This window comes from Paenibacillus fonticola DSM 21315 (assembly GCF_000381905.1).
Lineage (GTDB): Bacteria > Bacillota > Bacilli > Paenibacillales > Paenibacillaceae > Fontibacillus > Fontibacillus fonticola.
On the sequence record NZ_KB907285.1, the window covers coordinates 2131 to 18524 of the forward strand.

The following is a 16394-nucleotide window of genomic DNA, read 5'->3' on the forward strand; positions in this document are numbered from 1 at the left end:
CTGTTGTCAGGAAGAAAATCGTAATCTTCTCTTCTTTTAGAATTTGCGACAAAGCCGCAATATCCAATATGTGCTCTTTTCGTATGAGAACGAGCAAAGCTCCGTTCAACAAGGCACCGAAAATATCGAATGCCGATCCGTCGAAAGCATAATTGGATAGCTGGAGAATCCGATCCTCCGGCGTTATCGTCAAGTAATGATTATTCACGACCGTCCGAACAATATTTTGCTGGGTTGTAAGCACCCCTTTGGGTTGTCCAGTCGATCCCGACGTGTAAATGACATACGCCAGATGATCAGGGCCTGCAAGCGGAGTCAGGTTCGAACTATCCGTATCGTATATTGACTCGTCCAGGAAGAGGGTATCTCCGACATACGAAATCCGGTCTTGAAGACAGCGCTGCGACAGCACCAGTTTGGCCCCGGAATCCTCAAGCATGTAACGAATACGCTCCGCCGGATACTCCGGATCGATAGGAACATACGCGCCACCCGCTTTCAAAATCCCGAATATACCGACGATCATCTCCAATGAGCGCTCAGCCATGATCGCCACCCGATCATCCACTTGCACACCTCTCGCCCGTAGTGTCCGCGCCAGCTGATTTGCTCTTTCGTTCAACTCGCGATACGTCAGCTGGCTGCCTTCGTAGATAACAGCTGCTTTGTCCTGCGTTCGCTCAACCTGTTCTTCGAACAACTGATGAACGGTCTTCTCCCGCGGATATTCGGCTGCGGAAGCATTGAACTTGTTCAAAATTGTATTTTTCTCTTCGATGCTTAATAGGGAAACCTCAGTTATTTGATGGTGGGGATAACGAATCATTTTTTCCGCAATCATTATAATCTGTTCGAGCATTCGCTGAACTTCGTCCTCAGAGAATAGGCAGGATCGATAATGTACGTCGAGAATGATAAGCTGATCATTCAAAATTTCCTTAATATGAAGTGTCAAATCATTTCCTTCATGGCCGCAGAAATTGACTCTACTTTGAATTTTCATCTGACCTACATCGAGTAAAGTGAGCAGTTGATATTCTACTGCAATTCCAAATAATCGATTGAGGTCTTTACTGCCGCTGTGTTCCCTTATATCTTGAATTAATTGATTATAGGGATATTTTTGATGACGTAAAATGGCACTCTGTTCCTTAGCGACCCGCTGCAAAAAAGAAAATAAATCCGTTTCCGGATCTACGAAAAGCCTTGTTGCTGCCGTACTGGCGAACATTCCAACCGTTTCTTTCTCTTTCTTCGTCGTTCGATTTGCATACACGGTTCCGATCGCGATATCATTCTGATTCGTAACTTTATGCACATAAATGTAGAAAGCAGATAAGAAAAAAGTAAACATACTAATCTTATTCTGCTGACAAAATGCCGTGAAAGCGCTATAAAGTTCGCTGTTTATAATAACATTATTTCTTTTTGCTACGGTATCTGACGACAGAGGATTAAATGGTTTTATACTGATGACATCAGGTATAGTTTGAAACTTATCTAACCAATATGCTCTATCTTTTTGATATCGCTGCGAATTCAAATACTCTTGTTCTGTGATTATATAATCGAAATAAGATTCTATTTGATCTCCTGCAGTCCACGTTTCGTTTATTAACGCAGTATAGTTTTGGGCAATCTGATTCCCTACGAGATTCATGGAAATGCCATCAGATACAATATGATGAATCTTAAAGTTGTACCCGTATTGATGATTCGACATTTTAAACAAAACAAACTCAAATAGTTCAGATTGAATCAGTTCAATTGGCTTCCTATTATATAGATCCAACCATTCCTCAGCATCGTTCTTATTATGTAATTCTGAGAAGTCCTGGAATTCGATTTCCCTCTCTGCATAAGGCTCAACATATTGCTTAGGTTCGCCACTATGCTCTACAATACGGGTTCGTAAAGCCTCATTTTGCTGGATAACTAAACGAATGGATTCTTGTAATATATCAATTTTTATTTTGCCTTGGATGAAGACTGTGGCCGAAAGCGTCCCTAAAGTTGTATTCGGATATAGTAATTCTGTATACCATAGTCTTAGCTGAGCATTCGTTAGTGGAAATAATCTGACCCCATTCACATTCATTCCATTATCTCTCCTTATAAAGAATTTCACCTAAACTACATGTCTACAATCCCCTCTCTTCTAAACTTAAAATTACGAAAAATTAATATAATAGCTAAAATTACCATTCAAAAGTTTTAGTGTCAAATAATGAGATAAAATGGGTTATTATAGAAGCGGGGGTTAACCACCTGAGTTGCAGAAATTTGTAGAATTAAAAAGAGTTAAGTACTTATTTAAATTATTTTTAGATAAAATATCAAAAATTTACTTTCATCCTATATCCATCCTGTTAAACTTATGATAAGATTGTGATTATTTTCAACATATTGGAATATTTAACCGGGAAGAAGAGTTTCAATCTGTAAGCAGAAAATAATATTTTCAAGACACTTGAGGAATTGGCGGACACCTTGGTATCCATCACTGATTTCAGAATGTGAAGAATCCCATCGATCTAATCAACTTCAAGGAGATTTACCGAGCGCTTAGAGGAAACAACCGATTCCTGCGAAGATGTGGCCAACACGTTGCTGATAATCATCATGCGCAATTCATAATATTAACTTCGCAAGGGGAAAGATACATATATGGAAATAAACCTATTACTAGTTATCATTATCGTAGTGCTTGCCCTCAGTTTTGATTTTATTAACGGGTTCCACGATACAGCAAATGCCATCGCCACTTCTGTATCAACCCGTGCGTTGAGTCCGCGAAAAGCAATTATCCTCGCGTCGGTCATGAATATGATTGGCGCACTCTTATTTACCGGTGTAGCCAAGACGATCGGTGGCAAAGTGACTAACCCGTTCAAGCTGGAGCACGGTCTAACGGTTATCATTGCTACGCTAATCGCCGCGATCGTCTGGAACCTTATTACCTGGTGGAGAGGAATACCCTCATCTTCGTCGCACGCCTTGATTGGTGCACTTGCTGGAGCAGCAGTTGCTTCAAACGGCTGGAACGGCATCAATGCTAGCGGATTTACAGAAATCGTGCTGTGGCTGATTTTATCACCAGTCATTGCTTTTATCGTCGGTTTTTGCATTATGTCTCTTTTAAAAATCCTCTTTGCAAATGCCAGTCCTCATCTTACAAATAAGTGGTTCCGTACCGGACAAAGGTTCACCGCTGCGTATCAGGCGTTTACCCATGGCACAAATGATGCTCAGAAAACGATGGGCATCATTACGATGGCGCTGGTCGCTTCCGGTAACCTGACAGAATTGGAAGTCCCCTTCTGGGTTAAAGTGAGCACGGCGATCGTTATGGCGCTCGGCACCTCAGTCGGAGGTTGGAAAATTATCAAGACGGTGGGGACAAAAATATTCAAAATTGAGCCGATTCATGGATTTTCTGCGGATCTCAGCTCCGCATCGGTTATGCTGGCATTAACGTTAATGCATTATCCTGTTAGTTCGTCGCATGCGATAACTTCTTCAATTCTGGGCGTGGGTTCTGCAAAACGTTTTTCCAGCGTCAAATGGGATACGGCCAGCAAAATTGTTCGCACATGGATCATTACGATTCCAGCGGCAGCTGTGTTGTCGGCATTGATCTATTGGCTTCTTAGTTTGTTTCTTCCATAATGTACTTTTTAAAATTTCACCTCAATATTATTTAATATAGGGCCAAGAACTCGAACAAGATCCCTGTATTCGTCTCTTCTCATATGGAACAAATCATCATACTTGTTCAGTTTTTTAAACTGATTATATATTTCAATAATTTTCCTAGTATATTCGGATGGGTTATCTAATATCAATTGCTCATGTTTATCATAGACAGTTGTCTCCATCCTCATAAATAGTAACATAAAATGCAATTTCTCAGTTCCAAAGTCATCAGGAGTTATAACGTTTAATATATCTCTTAACCTTATGTCTCCCCCGATATAAGAGACCTTCTGTCTAAATAAATTTGCGAAATTAGAATTTAATTCGTCCTTTATTAAAAGCTCGATTTGGTTATCCATATTGGGACTAATCCGTACTTCTCTATCCAACAAGTCCACAATTTCCTTGAGTCTAGGTGTATCTTTCTTTAAAATATCTGATGATAGGTCATTTAGGTCTTTTATATTTTTCTTGTAATCAAAAGGAAATTCTTCGTATTTTAGTTGCTTCCTATGACCTGATTTGTTCCCTAGAATAAATACATTAATCTCATCAAAATCCTTATAAAGAGCCTTTTTTTGAAATATTTTTAACGTTTCTTCTATCTTTCTAATTTCATTCGTCGAGGTCACTTGATAACAAATACGAGAATCAAAGTCTCCTAAATCAACGGCAGGAAAATCAACTTTTATTTGGTTCAAATTCATTAAACGCATATCATAAGTTAAATTAAGAACTGGAACAAGGAAATCCTCGCAATATTTGTTAATGTCATTTAGTCTATTAACATTGTTTAGTTCTATATAATTTTTTAGCCAACCAACACACTCAAGGACACGTTTGCTTAGTTCTTGCCGATTTAACATAATCTCGACTCCCTATCTTTTCTCTCCTAGGAGACTAAATCGTGTAATTTAGTTATGAATTTTTATTACATCCGCGCAAGGCCTGAACCAATCTGCAGGTCACAAGCTACCACCTCCCCTCCCTAAGCTACAATGCAATCTTGCAGCAATTCATTGATTTTCAATCCTTTTACATTGTCTGCTATTTTTACGCTCATATATGATCTAACTCCCATATAATTATATTTGAAGAAAATTATACCATATGGTATCCCCTAAAAGAGGGGATTTGCATACAATCATATGTGAAGACAACGTTATTATTCCTGGCTCTGTCATAATACAAGGCTCATAGCCATAAGCTCCCTGGACGAGAAAACAGGGACCCATCCACCTCGGACGGGTCCCTGTTTCATTTTGTTTGCGGCTTGGCGGTTCCGTTAATCTCCGTTAATCTTCTCGAAGTACGGAGCCAGCTTGGAGCCGAGCTGCTCAAACTGCTGCTGTTCTTCTTTGGTCAGCTTTTCCTCATGTTTGATTCCTTTTTCATCGGTCATCTTCAGCTTTAGTTGCACCATCTGCTTGAACAACTCTGTATACTCCTCAAATTCGTCTTCCGTCAGCTTGCCTTTTGCTGCTTGAAGCATTTCCTCTATCTCTTGATAACTTTCCTGTGAACCGCCGTGCTGTTCAATGGTTTCAACGGAACCGAATATTTCATCGGCAAGATAGGAAGAAGCAAATACGGCAGACGGAATCAGGATTGCTGCTGCGATAATACCTGTGAGTATGCGTTTTTTCATCGAAAATCTACCTCTCTTTCCATTCACATAGTGTTGATAGGACTGTTGGACGCGTTCATACAAATCGGGTGGGCAGTGCATCGAATCCGCCACCTGGCGAAGCTCTTCACGCAAATCCTTGTCAATGGACATACGCATCTCCTCCCGTCATTTCAAATCGTTTCCGGAGTTCTTTCAGTGCCAGATGATGCCTGGATTTCACTGTGCCAACGGGGATCTGCAGAATGTCTGCGATTTCGTCCAGAGCATAATCGTGAAAATAGCGCAGGATGACGACCACTCGTAGTTTGTACGACAACTGGCGAACAAGGCTGAACAGCTCATACTGCATTTCGGACTGCAGGACAGCTTTGTCCGTCCATTCGAACTGTTCACATGTCATCTGGCGGTTTCGTTCAAAGAGACGAATTCGCCGCCAGGTCTTTCTTTTCCAATCCTGGACAAGACGGACAGTAATCCCGTGCAACCAAAACCGGACCGGCCGATTCGGATCGTACTTGTGAAACGACCGCCACATGTGCATGTAAACTTCATTCACGATATCCTCAATGTCCTGTTTGTTGTAGACGAGAAAAGCAACTGTCCGATAGACGTCTTGGTGAGTCGCCTGATAGACAAGCTGAAAGGCTGACTCATCGCCGAGCGTCGCTTTCTCAAGCCACGGAAGTAACTCTTTATCATTCATGGGGGCCCCTCCTGAACGTGTTACAACTATTAATTCGCTCCCAAGCGGAAAAAGGTTCAGTAAGAAAATAAACTTTTTACGGAACTCGTCATTTTATTTGCTTTATTAACTCTTTTTTGCTAAATGAATCCTTTGTCTAAACATCTTTTTTGTTCTGAGCTAAAACTTGGGTGTTCCAGTATCTTGACAGGTAAACAAAATGGAAGCGCGTACCTTTTGCATAAGTCAAAAATAACTTCAAAAAATCGCGATTGTGATAAATGAAATAGCCGACTGAATTTGGGCCTCGACTTCTATTCTTACTTCATCTGGGTTTGCATTTTTTTCAAAATCGGATCCCTCATCGTAGAAGTATCCATGTTCATTGGTTAGACTAGAGAAATTCTTCAGTTTACTTACTGTTTTATAGTAACGACTTTTGTGACTGGTCAAAGTAATATGTATTCCGACATTCAATGAGCTTTTGTACATCGTAGCGCTGCATCGTGAGCATCATCTGCCGGTACCATTATTCATGTTGATGTAATGGCGTCGAATGAATGAGGCAAATTCACTTTTTATAGATTACAATTTCAACACCGTAATGGGGGCCGTTACTAACAGCGACTCGGTAAGAACCTGATTTAAATTCCTTTAGTGGTGTCGAGAATCCAAGCTTTCCTGTGTTAGAGTTCTTATCCACCAACTTCACTTGCTTTATGATTTCGTCTACTACCTTAGGATCAAGATGTTGTTTTAAGATGATACTGGTTTCCGCACATTGAGTAGAAAAATTGCTTGTTTTTTCATCATAAGCTACACCGATCATGAACAAACGGCCATCTTGCCCTTCCTCGCTTTCAAAGGGTCCATCCATGATAGTTAAACGATTTTTCGTATAGCGTGAATTTTTATCGTATGTAATTGTAAAACCGTGAACATTTTCTTTTTTTAATATGATAGATGAAGGTTTTTTAAATATATTTATTGATTTATTAGAATAATCATGTGTGTTGTAATTATAGGACGAGAACACACTTATGACATAGTTGTTGTCTTTAAAGTCTTTTGATTCATTCTTCTCCCCTTTCATGTTATATCTCAAGTAATTCATGATGGAATCTACGACTTTACCGTTAATTTTTTGCCTCATGATTTTTTCAACATCGCTATATTGCTTCTGTAAATTTGCATTTTCCAGGTCTAAATTTATGTCTAGACTAAGTTGTGTATAGTCATTTCCTAAGACATCATACGGCCCTCTGCTAAAAGTAAATCGAGAGTCTGTTTCGTAATGTGTCCTGTATCTCGTGTAATTCACTTTAAATCCGAAAATGTTCTCCATCTCCTGAATACCCTGATCCTCACGCGAAGCCTCATCCATAATCAAGTAGTAGTAGTTATGGACCCAATCTGTCTTGAGTTCTATTTCAAGCTTGTCTGAAAACTGCTGAAGGTCAATATATGGAACCTTATCAACAAATAATTCAACCAGCCCTTCGCTGATGATGTCGCTGTATTCCAACGTATAGCTGTTGTTGTCTTGCTGTTTAAACGTTACGCCAGTGGTCTTGCTTATTTCCGACAACGGTAAATAGAGGCGATTATTACGGTAGAACGTATCGCCGTTAAATGGGATCTCTTCACCATTCTTAACCATGATCACCTTGTGTTTTTTTGCTGCATGGCTAATCCCTGGCATTAAGGAGATTGCGACAACAAAAGCTAAAAATATGAATAAATAACGCTTCCCCATACGAATACCTCCTAGGTTTATAAACTCATAATTCCATTTTCCAAAATAACCCTAGCTTGTCAACCTATCCTTTTGTTTCCTCGACCCGTATGAAACTGGACTTTAGTCGAGGCCTTCTACCTCCCGCGGTCTGTTCCAAATCACTGAGGATTTCGTTAAAATATAACCAAGTTTTCTTGGAGGAGCGATGGTTGATGAATTACGAACATAAAATACGGAGGGAAATTGCCGGCTGGGAACAAAAAATGTTCAAACCGCCGGGATGGCTGGAAAAAACATCGAAAACAATCGGAAATCGAATAAACCACTTCATTCCCCCGAAGGTACACGACATCATTACGACCACCATCCGATCGATCGTGCGCACGGCCTTGTTCGGCGCGGAATATACGCCTAGCCGTTCGGTAAAGTATTCTCCTGAGCTCGAGGCTGCCGATCAAGAAGCGAAAGAGTTGTTTGCTTTGTACCAAAAAATCGCGGTTGCCGAAGGTGCCGGCACTGGAGCAGGCGGCATTGTGCTTAGCATGGTAGACTTTCCGGCGTTAATTGCGATTAAGATGAAATTTTTGTTCGAGCTAGCGCATGTTTATGGCTATGACACCAAACATTTTTCTGAGCGGGTGTTCATTCTCAAAGTATTTCAAATGACGTTTTCGGGGCCGGAAAATCGTGCGAGGCTGCTCTCCTCTATCAAAAATTGGCATAATGAAAAAGAACAATGGCTCTCCGACGCCGAATACTCCCGTAATATGGACTGGGAGACATTCCAAATCGAGTACCGCGACGCCATCGACTTCCGGAAGTTGCTGCAGATGCTGCCAGGGATCGGCGCTTTCGCAGGCGCATGGGCAAATTACACCATTCTCGAGGAGCTGCGCGAATTCGCCATGAACGCGTACCGACTCCGCCGACTGCACGATGATTTTGTGGTTATGGGATAGTCTTCTCTCTGCCGCCATAAAGTTCAAGAGGTATGGTTGCTTAACAACAATGGCAGCTCATCATAGGGATGAGCTGCCTTTAGGTTTAGCGGATATGATCGATTCATAGAGCAAATCCGTTCGTATTCCCCTACGCGATAGATTTCTGCTCTAAGTTTAAGGAATATTTCAATTCTGTTTTTAATCCCTGTAAACATTAAGCTATTTTCTGTTTGTATGCGCGCATCGCAAACATATATGCGACGATCAGTATCCCTAAGCACCATGCGAGAGCAATCCAAATATTATTGCCGACAGGCTCGGAATTCAGCAACGAGCGCACCGTTTCGATTATGGAAGATACAGGCTGATTTTCGGCAAACACGCGGACGGCGGCTGGCATGGTTTCGGTCGGGGTAAAAGCGGAGCTGATAAACGGCAGGAATACTATCGGGTAAGAGAATGCGGTCGCCCCTTCCATGGATTTTGCCGTGAGGCCCGGCAGGACCGCGACCCATGTCAGCGCCAGCGTGAACAGCGAGATTATCCCCGCTATGGCAAGCCAGGAGAGGATGCCCGCGCTGGAACGGAATCCTATAATAAGGGCAATAAGGATAATTACAACGACAGAAATCGCATTGGAAACAAGCGAGGTCAGCACATGCCCCCACAGCATCGACGAGCGTTTTATAGGCATGGAACTAAACCGCGCAAAAAGTCCTCCCCGTACATCCATAAACAGCCGTAAAGCGGTGTAGGATATGCCGCTGGCGATAGCCATCAGCAGCACACCCGGCAGCAAATAACTCACATAGTTCACATTTTCGTCCATGCTCGTTTTTATCGCACCACCGAATACGTAGACGAATAACAACATCATCATGATCGGTACAATTGCGACCGTAATAATCGTATCCGGGCTGCGTAGAATGTGGCGCATGGAGCGCCCGAACAGAACGCCTGTTTTGTTCTTCATTAATTGCCCTCCTTTTTGCCAATGATTGCAAGAAATATTTCCTCCAACGACGGCTGTTTTTCGATGTATTCGACTTGCGCGGGCGGGAACAGCTTTTTTAATTCCTCAAGCGTCCCGTTTGCGATGATCTTACCCCCGTGCAAGATTGCGATTTTGTCAGCAAGCTGCTCCGCTTCTTCCAAATACTGCGTAGTCAGCAGAATCGTCACGCCGCTGCTGGCAAGTTCCTTAATGGTTTTCCAGACTTCAAGCCGTCCCTCCGGGTCAAGCCCGGTCGTCGGCTCGTCAAGGAATATGACGGGGGGCGTTCCCACGAGGCTCATTGCTATATCGAGCCTGCGCGTCATGCCGCCGGAATACGTTCCAGCCCGTCGATTGGCCGCATCGCGGAGTCCAAAACGTTCAAGCAGGCTGTCGGCAACTTGGGCGGGATCAGAAATACTGCGCAATTTAGCAATAAGAACAAGGTTTTCCCGCCCGGTAAGAATACCGTCCACTGCAGCGAATTGTCCCGTCAGGCTAATGGATTGCTGCACCTTGCCCGGCTGGCGTTGGACGTCAAAGCCGCAGACGCTCGCTGTGCCGCCATCAGGCCTAAGAAGCGTTGAGAGAATTTTGACGGTCGTGGTTTTTCCCGCGCCGTTGGAGCCGAGCAGTGCGAAAATTTCGCCGCGCCGCACCTCGATATCAACGCCTTTCAGGACTTCCGTATCTTTGAACGATTTTCTTAAATCTTTCACTTGAATTGCGGTTTCTGTCACCTTGAATCCTTCCCCCTTCCGAGTTTTTTCAGTATGTCGCGATTTAACGCCTCGCGCCAGTTTTCCGTGTATGTCTCGGAGCTGCGCAGAAGCTCGTCGCAGAACGCGGCCACGTCCTCACCTGTAATCTCCAGAACATGCTTGCCGTCCGCCGCGCCGGCCTCGAACAGCTCTATCAGGCCATAATGGATCTTCATCATGTCATAGCCGTATCCTGCCGCGAACATCCACATGTGTCCCTGGATTTTCTTAAATACGTACTGATAGTCTTTTGGCAGAACCGCCACCCTTGCCATCTGTTGCTTGTACTCGCGCTTGCTCTCAATCATTTTTTTGATATTCAAATAGTTGTCGAAAAACTCAGACATCTGATTGCTCCTCCTTTAATTGATTGATTTTCGATGCGACGAACTCCCATTTTTCCCAGAACTGACGCAGTTCCTCGCGCCCCGCGTCGTTGAGAGTAAAAAAGTTTCGCGGAGGACCCTTGTCAGATGGCTTTTTAGCGACATGTACCAGCTTGTTTTTTTCAAGCCGGAGCAATATGGTGTACACTGTTCCCTCCACAACATCTGTGAAGCCGAGGGCGTTCAGCCGCCGCGTGATTTCGTAGCCGTAGGTTTCTTTGCGGCTTATAATTTCAAGGACGCAGCCTTCAAGCACACCTTTGAGCATTTCTGTTAGGTTTTCCAGCACAATCACTCCTTGCTATTCAGTATGGCCGATATTCAGTACTACTAACTACTGCTATATAGTAACACTAAGTAGTTGAGTTTGTCAAAGCGATTGTTCTGATAATGAATTTCATCTTAGATAAGCGATTACGGTACGCTATGAACCTGAATTTAAGGAAGTTGAAAAAGTAGGTGGAACATTTGGGATAGATTTGTTCATGGGAAAATGATACATTATTATGGATGAAACAGCACATGTGTTCGTTATCGATGTGTGTTATTAGGATAATGTGCAAGTCGGAATATACGTTTAGGCTCATATTATTTATATTTCGGGAGGGCATCGGCATGGACAACAATTCTGTTAATAGAACAAACATTATAGGCGCTGGCGAGGTTGGCAGCGCTATCTCGGTCGATATGGATAAGCATTCTATTCATAAAATGAACAGCAACTTTTGGGACACAAAAGGAAATGAAATCTTAGGGGCGACCTCACTTCCTCTATATGGAGCATTTGTCTCAGAAGAAAAGTGCCAGCTTTTTGGTGATGTCTCAGGAAAAAAGCTGCTGGAGATCGGCTGTGGAAGCGGTCAATCCTTGCAATATCACGGGGAACGCAAAGCATCTGAACTGTGGGGTATGGATATATCAGAAAACCAAATCGAAAAGACAAGGCAGCATTTGACGGCGTGCGGTCTTACAGCGCAATTGGTCTGTTCTCCCATGGAAGAAGAATGCGGCATACCTAAGGATTATTTTGACTTTGTTTATTCGATTTATGCCATAGGCTGGACCACCGACCTTGAGGGTACTTTTTCCCGGATTGCTTCTTACCTAAAAAAAGACGGCGTATTTATTTTCAGTTGGTCTCACCCTATACACAAATGTGTTGTTGCAGAAAATAATACGCTTGCTTTTAAAAAAAATTATTTCGATGAATCTTGGTATTCGGTGTCTCTCAATGAAGGCACGCTGACATTATCGGACCGTAAACTATCAACCTATGTAAATGCGCTCTCAAAAGCGGGATTTGTCATTGAGCAAATGATTGAACAATCTGATGAGGAAATAATACAATCTTGTGGAGATAACAATGAATTTGCAAAAAAAGCGAAGATGCTTCCTGTAACTTTTGTATTCAAAGCAAGAAAACACTAGTATACTATATAATCCAATGTACCTTAATAATATAACTTGGTAAGTTATAAGTACCTGGAGGCGACAGCTTCAGCTAATTGTCCGTTCTGGAAAGAGTCTGCTGTAAGGCAGACTCACTTAAAAATGAAGGCTTTTCTGGAAAACGGTTATGACGGGCGCAAAGCGGCCGCTATACATATTGCTTAGTCTGCTTCTTGTACATCCGGCTGTATCTTCCGTCTTGCCTGATTAAGTTAGCGTGTGAGCCATCCTCAACGATTTCGCCTTGATCAAATACCAGTATCCGGTCAATGCACATTTGCAGTCGATCCCATCGGACGGTGGCTTTCCCTAATTACGTATCACTTAGTACGGTAGATAGTGAAATAAGAACCGGTCCGGCGAAATCGGAAGCGTCCTCGCCTTTCGGATTATGAATGCGGAACAGAAAAACGGCCCCTGTTTCTGATGCCCACACTATATAATCGCTTATGCCTTCCGCTCCGGAAGCTTGAAGGTATAGTTCTGTGGAAACAAGAGGATGTTCAACCAACTCGCCGCTGTAATCGGATACCTCTCCGAATTGACTTAACTCTTCCTTACCCGCAGCTTTAAGCTGAGCCGAATCATAATCGGAAGGCAGCGGTTCAATGTCCACATAATAATCCGGATTGCTGCTTAAAGATAAGCGGCCCGCAGCTGCATCAAATGCAAATTTTTCAAAGACATACAAGGAAAATCCTTCACCCTGATGCAGGACCGCCTCCAATGATTGATTTCCCTCGGTCGTCATCAGCTCAAAGCTCTCGGTTTCTGGGCGAGTTGCCTCTTCGACTGGCTCCTGCCCGGATAAAGGGGATGAAGCCGATTCAGTTTCTGGCGCTGCTGTTTCCGGGGGAGCTGAAGACTCTGTTTCTCCTGTACAAGCGGAAAGTATGAAAACCAAGACGACAAAGGGAATGCTTATCCAAAGGGGATACCGATTTTTCAATTTGATCGCTCCTTTTGATCTTGACACTACGGGTCTGCATATTCTATGTGTACAATAAATCAACGATCTACCACTGCCTTATGTTGCAACGATATGTTATTATCTACGAATCATTTTATGATTTATATTACTTGGTGGTTTACCCAATTCACCCCGACGCATTACTGGGTATTTGGATACCATACCAGCCGCCTACATCACATTGGCCAAATTCATTACTTCCCACTGCCACCACCGTGCCATCCGATTTAAGACCGATAGTATGAGTGCAACCTGCCGCTACCGCCACAATATCCCGCCAGCTGCTTACATCGCATTGGCCCTGTTCATTCCAACCCACAGCTACCACCATACCGTCTGGATTAAGACCGATGGTATGATAACTCCCCGCCGATATCGCCACAATACCGCTCCATCCGCTTACATCGCATTGGTCATGCTTATTCAAACCCATAGCTACCACCGTGCCATCTGATTGAAGACCGACAGTATGGAGATAACCCGCCGCTACCGCCATGATGTTAGTCCAATCACTTACATTGCGTTGGCCATACCGATTAATGCCCACAGCCGCTACCGTACCGTCCGACCTAAGCCCGACAGTATGCCAGTCACCTGCTGCGACTGCCACCATATCACGCCAGTCGCTTACGTTACATTGGCCTTCATTATTTCGACCCACAGCTACCACCGTACCATTCGATTCAAGACCGATAGTACGACGCCAACCCGCCGCTACCGCAACAATATCACGCCAATCATTTACATCGCATTGGCCATGCTCATTCCAACCCACGGCCACTACCGTACCGTCTGATTTAAGCCCGATGGTATGAGCGTTACCCGTGTTCGTAGCCATATGAACATTTCCCGCCGTGACTGCCACCATATCGCGCCAGTCATTTACATCGCATTGGCCATATTTATTATCACCCACAGCGGTCACCGTGCCGTCCGATTTAAGCCCAACGGAATGACGACGCCCTGCCGCTATAGTAACTTTAGGCCACCGTTTTATCATAAATTCCGCTTCTTTCTGTGAAATAGAATCCATATCTTACCTCCTAAAACATAAACGTACATATAAGTATCTACTATTTCCATGCGAGATTCCATATTCACATCAAATTTCTCAATTGCAATCAAAAAAGTTCAGCAGATTGTAAAGGTGTAAATCATTTACTAAATGCCATCTATAGTGTATATACAAATTACGGCATCTATACTAATTATGATTATTATGAAAGATGAGGTAAATCGTTCAATGAGAAAACAATTGTTCTTTATTTGTGTTGTCACAATTTTTGTATTAAGTGGGTGTGTAAGCCAACAATCAGAAAACAATAAAGGGCTCATAAAAAGTGACGAAGATATTAAACAGTTAGTTAGTGAATATAGTAGTGGTAATATAGAAGACCAATCTGCTTCAATTAATTCAACGCAGCTAATAGTTACAAACCAGGATAATACTCAGTTAACCTATGCACTGCCGAAAGATGAGTTCTTTGTTTCTATTGCCCCATACATTGAACAAACACATCCTTGCGCAACCCATAGCTTGACTGGTTGCCGAGGAGAATTGGTAAATAAAGAGTTTGAGGTATATATTGAAGATAGCGAAGGAAACGTTATACGAGATGAAAAATTAATGTCAAATTCCCATGGATTTATTGATTTATGGCTGCCGAGAGATAAAGAATACCGCATCTCGATTACCCAGAATGAGAGAACTGTCGAATCCAAGTTTTCAACGTTTGAAAGTGACGACACCTGCATTACAACCATGCAATTGACATAAAAGGCTGAAAATCCTCTGCAATAATAAAGGAGCACTTGTCATCGACAAATCTGCTCCTTTATTCATTTATTTTCGTACAATAAATCAAAGTAACTCCAGAGCTTTCAGTAAGGCATATCACTTGATTTGGCGCCTTCTTGAGAATAATACGCAATCGGAAACACTGGAGCCAAAAGATGTCAGCGTTAGAAAGAAATTCGCCCCATGCAAAGTGACGCTTTTCCAATACAGACTTTGCATGAGTGAAGGAAGTCACAGACAATCCCAATAGATTCTCCATCAGTAAAGCCCTCCTTACTTTACCGGTATACCATATCTTATGTTGAGTAGATTTACTGTCTATCAAGATTTTGAGTGAATATTAGCTGTTTCGATATATGCTCTTAAGGTCTTGATAAACGTGCGCATGGCGTATCCGATATATCTATCGCTGCGGTAGATCAGACAAATATCCTGAGAAGGTGTAGGATTCCTCAAATGAACTGCTTTGATGTCTGTATTGTTGAGATTAACCAGTAGCAAACGCGGCAGAACACAGGCACCAACTCCGTTCTGCACCATCTGAAGGATAGAGGATAACGTTGTCGTCACCATATGCGGCTTAAGAGTAAACCCGTTGTCCATACAAAATCGGTCGATCAGCTTGCGACATTGATGATCAGGGGGAAACATGACCATCTTCATGGTTCGTAGCCTGCTTAAGGAGATGAATTCTTCCGCAGCAAGAGGATCATTCGTACTTACCGCCAATGAGAACTCCTCGTGAAACAAGGGAATGGATGTAAGACGTTCATCGATAACTGGTCCAATGGTTATGCCGATATCGATGCTTCGATCCAAAACTTGTTCTGTTACTTTCGTGGTTTCCAGAAGGGACAGCGAGATGGCGGGATAGGTTTGATGGAAGTTCAGTAACAAGTCATTAAACACCAGATCTGCATCACCGGGCAAGACGCCGATGGACAACGATCCTCCTCGCATCTGCTTCAGATCAGCAATGGCATCGCTCGCTTGTTGCAGATGCCCGAACACGGCAGCTCCATGTTCATGTAGAATCGCCCCAGCTTCTGTGAGGACAATTGTTTTACCTATACGATCGAATAATAACACCCCTAATTCTTCTTCCAATCTTCTTATCTGCTGGCTGATGTTGGGTGCACTGACTCCCATTTTTTCGGCTGCTCTCGTGAAATGAAGCTCTTCACAAATAGCCATAAAATACTGTAGTTGTTTTAACTCCACTGCTCTCCCCCCTGTTATTCAAGTGAATCGCTGAATACAATTTAATGATTATTATTACATCATCTATTTTCCTGTCAATGATAATCGTTAACTTTTACTTAACATTCTGGTAATACCGACTGCATTGA

At 42.8% G+C, this 16394-nt stretch carries 17 protein-coding genes and 1 pseudogene; 5 read left to right on the plus strand and 13 right to left on the minus strand.

Annotation, left to right across the window (positions count from 1 at the left end; genetic code table 11):
* Positions 1 to 2098: non-ribosomal peptide synthetase (locus tag G358_RS30970; protein WP_084662909.1), on the minus strand; the 2098-nt coding region annotated here is incomplete at its 3' end.
* Positions 2099 to 2507: 409 nt separating this feature from the next.
* Between G358_RS30970 and G358_RS34140 the strand changes: the two are divergent.
* Positions 2508 to 2637, plus strand: a pseudogene (locus tag G358_RS34140) (DUF47 domain-containing protein); the annotation flags it as partial.
* Between the two features lie 30 nt (positions 2638 to 2667).
* Entirely contained in the window at positions 2668 to 3669 is a 1002-nt protein-coding gene (locus tag G358_RS0127110) for an inorganic phosphate transporter (protein ID WP_019640409.1), read from the plus strand.
* A gap of 8 nt (positions 3670 to 3677) precedes the next feature.
* Here the strand turns inward: G358_RS0127110 and G358_RS0127115 are convergent, their stop codons facing one another.
* The 5 genes from G358_RS0127115 to G358_RS0127130 form a co-directional block, all read right to left on the minus strand.
* Entirely contained in the window at positions 3678 to 4562 is an 885-nt protein-coding gene (locus G358_RS0127115) for an SMEK domain-containing protein (protein ID WP_019640410.1), read from the minus strand.
* 419 nt (positions 4563 to 4981) lie between these two features.
* Positions 4982 to 5476 carry a DUF3600 domain-containing protein gene (locus G358_RS0127120; RefSeq protein WP_019640411.1) on the minus strand — a complete coding sequence of 165 codons (495 nt, stop codon included), beginning with the start codon at positions 5474 to 5476 and terminating at the stop codon, positions 4982 to 4984.
* Positions 5466 to 6029 (minus strand): sigma-70 family RNA polymerase sigma factor, encoded by a 564-nt coding sequence (locus tag G358_RS0127125; RefSeq protein WP_019640412.1) that lies wholly within the window; start codon positions 6027 to 6029, stop codon positions 5466 to 5468. The genes G358_RS0127120 and G358_RS0127125 overlap by 11 nt, the downstream gene beginning before the upstream one ends.
* A gap of 237 nt (positions 6030 to 6266) precedes the next feature.
* Complete coding sequence (locus G358_RS34675) at positions 6267 to 6500, minus strand: ChbG/HpnK family deacetylase (protein ID WP_084662910.1); 234 nt, start codon at positions 6498 to 6500, stop codon at positions 6267 to 6269.
* Positions 6501 to 6579: 79 nt separating this feature from the next.
* Complete coding sequence (locus tag G358_RS0127130) at positions 6580 to 7764, minus strand: hypothetical protein (protein WP_019640413.1); 1185 nt, start codon at positions 7762 to 7764, stop codon at positions 6580 to 6582.
* Positions 7765 to 7958: 194 nt separating this feature from the next.
* Here G358_RS0127130 and G358_RS0127135 point away from each other — a divergent pair, with 194 nt between their 5' ends.
* On the plus strand, positions 7959 to 8705 hold the full coding sequence (locus G358_RS0127135) for an EcsC family protein (RefSeq protein WP_019640414.1): 747 nt from the start codon (positions 7959 to 7961) through the stop codon (positions 8703 to 8705).
* Positions 8706 to 8901: 196 nt separating this feature from the next.
* Here the strand turns inward: G358_RS0127135 and G358_RS0127140 are convergent, their stop codons facing one another.
* The 4 genes from G358_RS0127140 to G358_RS0127155 are packed head-to-tail and all read right to left on the minus strand — an operon-like array spanning position 8902 to position 11114.
* Positions 8902 to 9660 (minus strand): ABC transporter permease, encoded by a 759-nt coding sequence (locus G358_RS0127140; RefSeq protein WP_019640415.1) that lies wholly within the window; start codon positions 9658 to 9660, stop codon positions 8902 to 8904.
* Entirely contained in the window at positions 9660 to 10421 is a 762-nt protein-coding gene (locus tag G358_RS0127145; protein WP_019640416.1) for an ABC transporter ATP-binding protein, read from the minus strand. The genes G358_RS0127140 and G358_RS0127145 overlap by 1 nt, the downstream gene beginning before the upstream one ends.
* Positions 10418 to 10789, minus strand: coding sequence for a DUF1048 domain-containing protein (locus G358_RS0127150; RefSeq protein ID WP_019640417.1), 372 nt, complete (start codon positions 10787 to 10789; stop codon positions 10418 to 10420). The genes G358_RS0127145 and G358_RS0127150 overlap by 4 nt, the downstream gene beginning before the upstream one ends.
* Positions 10782 to 11114: a PadR family transcriptional regulator gene (locus G358_RS0127155; RefSeq protein ID WP_033404627.1), complete on the minus strand. Its 333-nt coding sequence runs from the start codon at positions 11112 to 11114 to the stop codon at positions 10782 to 10784. The genes G358_RS0127150 and G358_RS0127155 overlap by 8 nt, the downstream gene beginning before the upstream one ends.
* Positions 11115 to 11443: 329 nt before the next feature.
* Between G358_RS0127155 and G358_RS0127160 the strand changes: the two genes are divergently transcribed.
* Positions 11444 to 12256, plus strand: coding sequence for a class I SAM-dependent methyltransferase (locus tag G358_RS0127160; RefSeq protein WP_019640419.1), 813 nt, complete (start codon positions 11444 to 11446; stop codon positions 12254 to 12256).
* A gap of 334 nt (positions 12257 to 12590) precedes the next feature.
* Here the strand turns inward: G358_RS0127160 and G358_RS0127165 are convergent, their stop codons facing one another.
* Positions 12591 to 13226: a hypothetical protein gene (locus G358_RS0127165; RefSeq protein ID WP_019640420.1), complete on the minus strand. Its 636-nt coding sequence runs from the start codon at positions 13224 to 13226 to the stop codon at positions 12591 to 12593.
* Positions 13227 to 13374: 148 nt separating this feature from the next.
* The gene (locus tag G358_RS0127170; RefSeq protein WP_019640421.1) at positions 13375 to 14280 is read right to left on the minus strand and encodes an RCC1 domain-containing protein; all 906 of its coding nucleotides are present in this window, start codon (positions 14278 to 14280) and stop codon (positions 13375 to 13377) included.
* A gap of 210 nt (positions 14281 to 14490) precedes the next feature.
* On the opposite strand from G358_RS0127170, the gene G358_RS0127175 reads away from it, so the two are divergent.
* Positions 14491 to 15024, plus strand: coding sequence for a CueP family metal-binding protein (locus tag G358_RS0127175; protein WP_026342501.1), 534 nt, complete (start codon positions 14491 to 14493; stop codon positions 15022 to 15024).
* 342 nt (positions 15025 to 15366) lie between these two features.
* Here G358_RS0127175 and G358_RS0127185 read toward each other — a convergent pair whose 3' ends face one another.
* Positions 15367 to 16266: a LysR family transcriptional regulator gene (locus tag G358_RS0127185; protein WP_019640424.1), complete on the minus strand. Its 900-nt coding sequence runs from the start codon at positions 16264 to 16266 to the stop codon at positions 15367 to 15369.
* Positions 16267 to 16394: the final 128 nt, after the last annotated feature.

What these genes read in the sequence shown, in the direction of transcription:
- G358_RS0127115 (WP_019640410.1), bottom strand. Translation starts at nt 4,562, where the DNA reads ATGTTAAATCGGCAAGAACTAAGCAAACGTGTCCTTGAGTGTGTTGGT.
- G358_RS0127175 (WP_026342501.1), top strand. Translation starts at nt 14,491, where the DNA reads ATGAGAAAACAATTGTTCTTTATTTGTGTTGTCACAATTTTTGTATTA.
- G358_RS0127135 (WP_019640414.1), top strand. Translation starts at nt 7,959, where the DNA reads ATGAATTACGAACATAAAATACGGAGGGAAATTGCCGGCTGGGAACAA.
- G358_RS0127125 (WP_019640412.1), bottom strand. Translation starts at nt 6,029, where the DNA reads ATGAATGATAAAGAGTTACTTCCGTGGCTTGAGAAAGCGACGCTCGGC.
- G358_RS34675 (WP_084662910.1), bottom strand. Translation starts at nt 6,500, where the DNA reads ATGTACAAAAGCTCATTGAATGTCGGAATACATATTACTTTGACCAGT.
- G358_RS0127120 (WP_019640411.1), bottom strand. Translation starts at nt 5,476, where the DNA reads ATGTCCATTGACAAGGATTTGCGTGAAGAGCTTCGCCAGGTGGCGGAT.
- G358_RS0127110 (WP_019640409.1), top strand. Translation starts at nt 2,668, where the DNA reads ATGGAAATAAACCTATTACTAGTTATCATTATCGTAGTGCTTGCCCTC.
- G358_RS0127140 (WP_019640415.1), bottom strand. Translation starts at nt 9,660, where the DNA reads ATGAAGAACAAAACAGGCGTTCTGTTCGGGCGCTCCATGCGCCACATT.
- G358_RS0127160 (WP_019640419.1), top strand. Translation starts at nt 11,444, where the DNA reads ATGGACAACAATTCTGTTAATAGAACAAACATTATAGGCGCTGGCGAG.
- G358_RS0127170 (WP_019640421.1), bottom strand. Translation starts at nt 14,280, where the DNA reads ATGGATTCTATTTCACAGAAAGAAGCGGAATTTATGATAAAACGGTGG.
- G358_RS0127150 (WP_019640417.1), bottom strand. Translation starts at nt 10,789, where the DNA reads ATGTCTGAGTTTTTCGACAACTATTTGAATATCAAAAAAATGATTGAG.
- G358_RS0127130 (WP_019640413.1), bottom strand. Translation starts at nt 7,764, where the DNA reads ATGGGGAAGCGTTATTTATTCATATTTTTAGCTTTTGTTGTCGCAATC.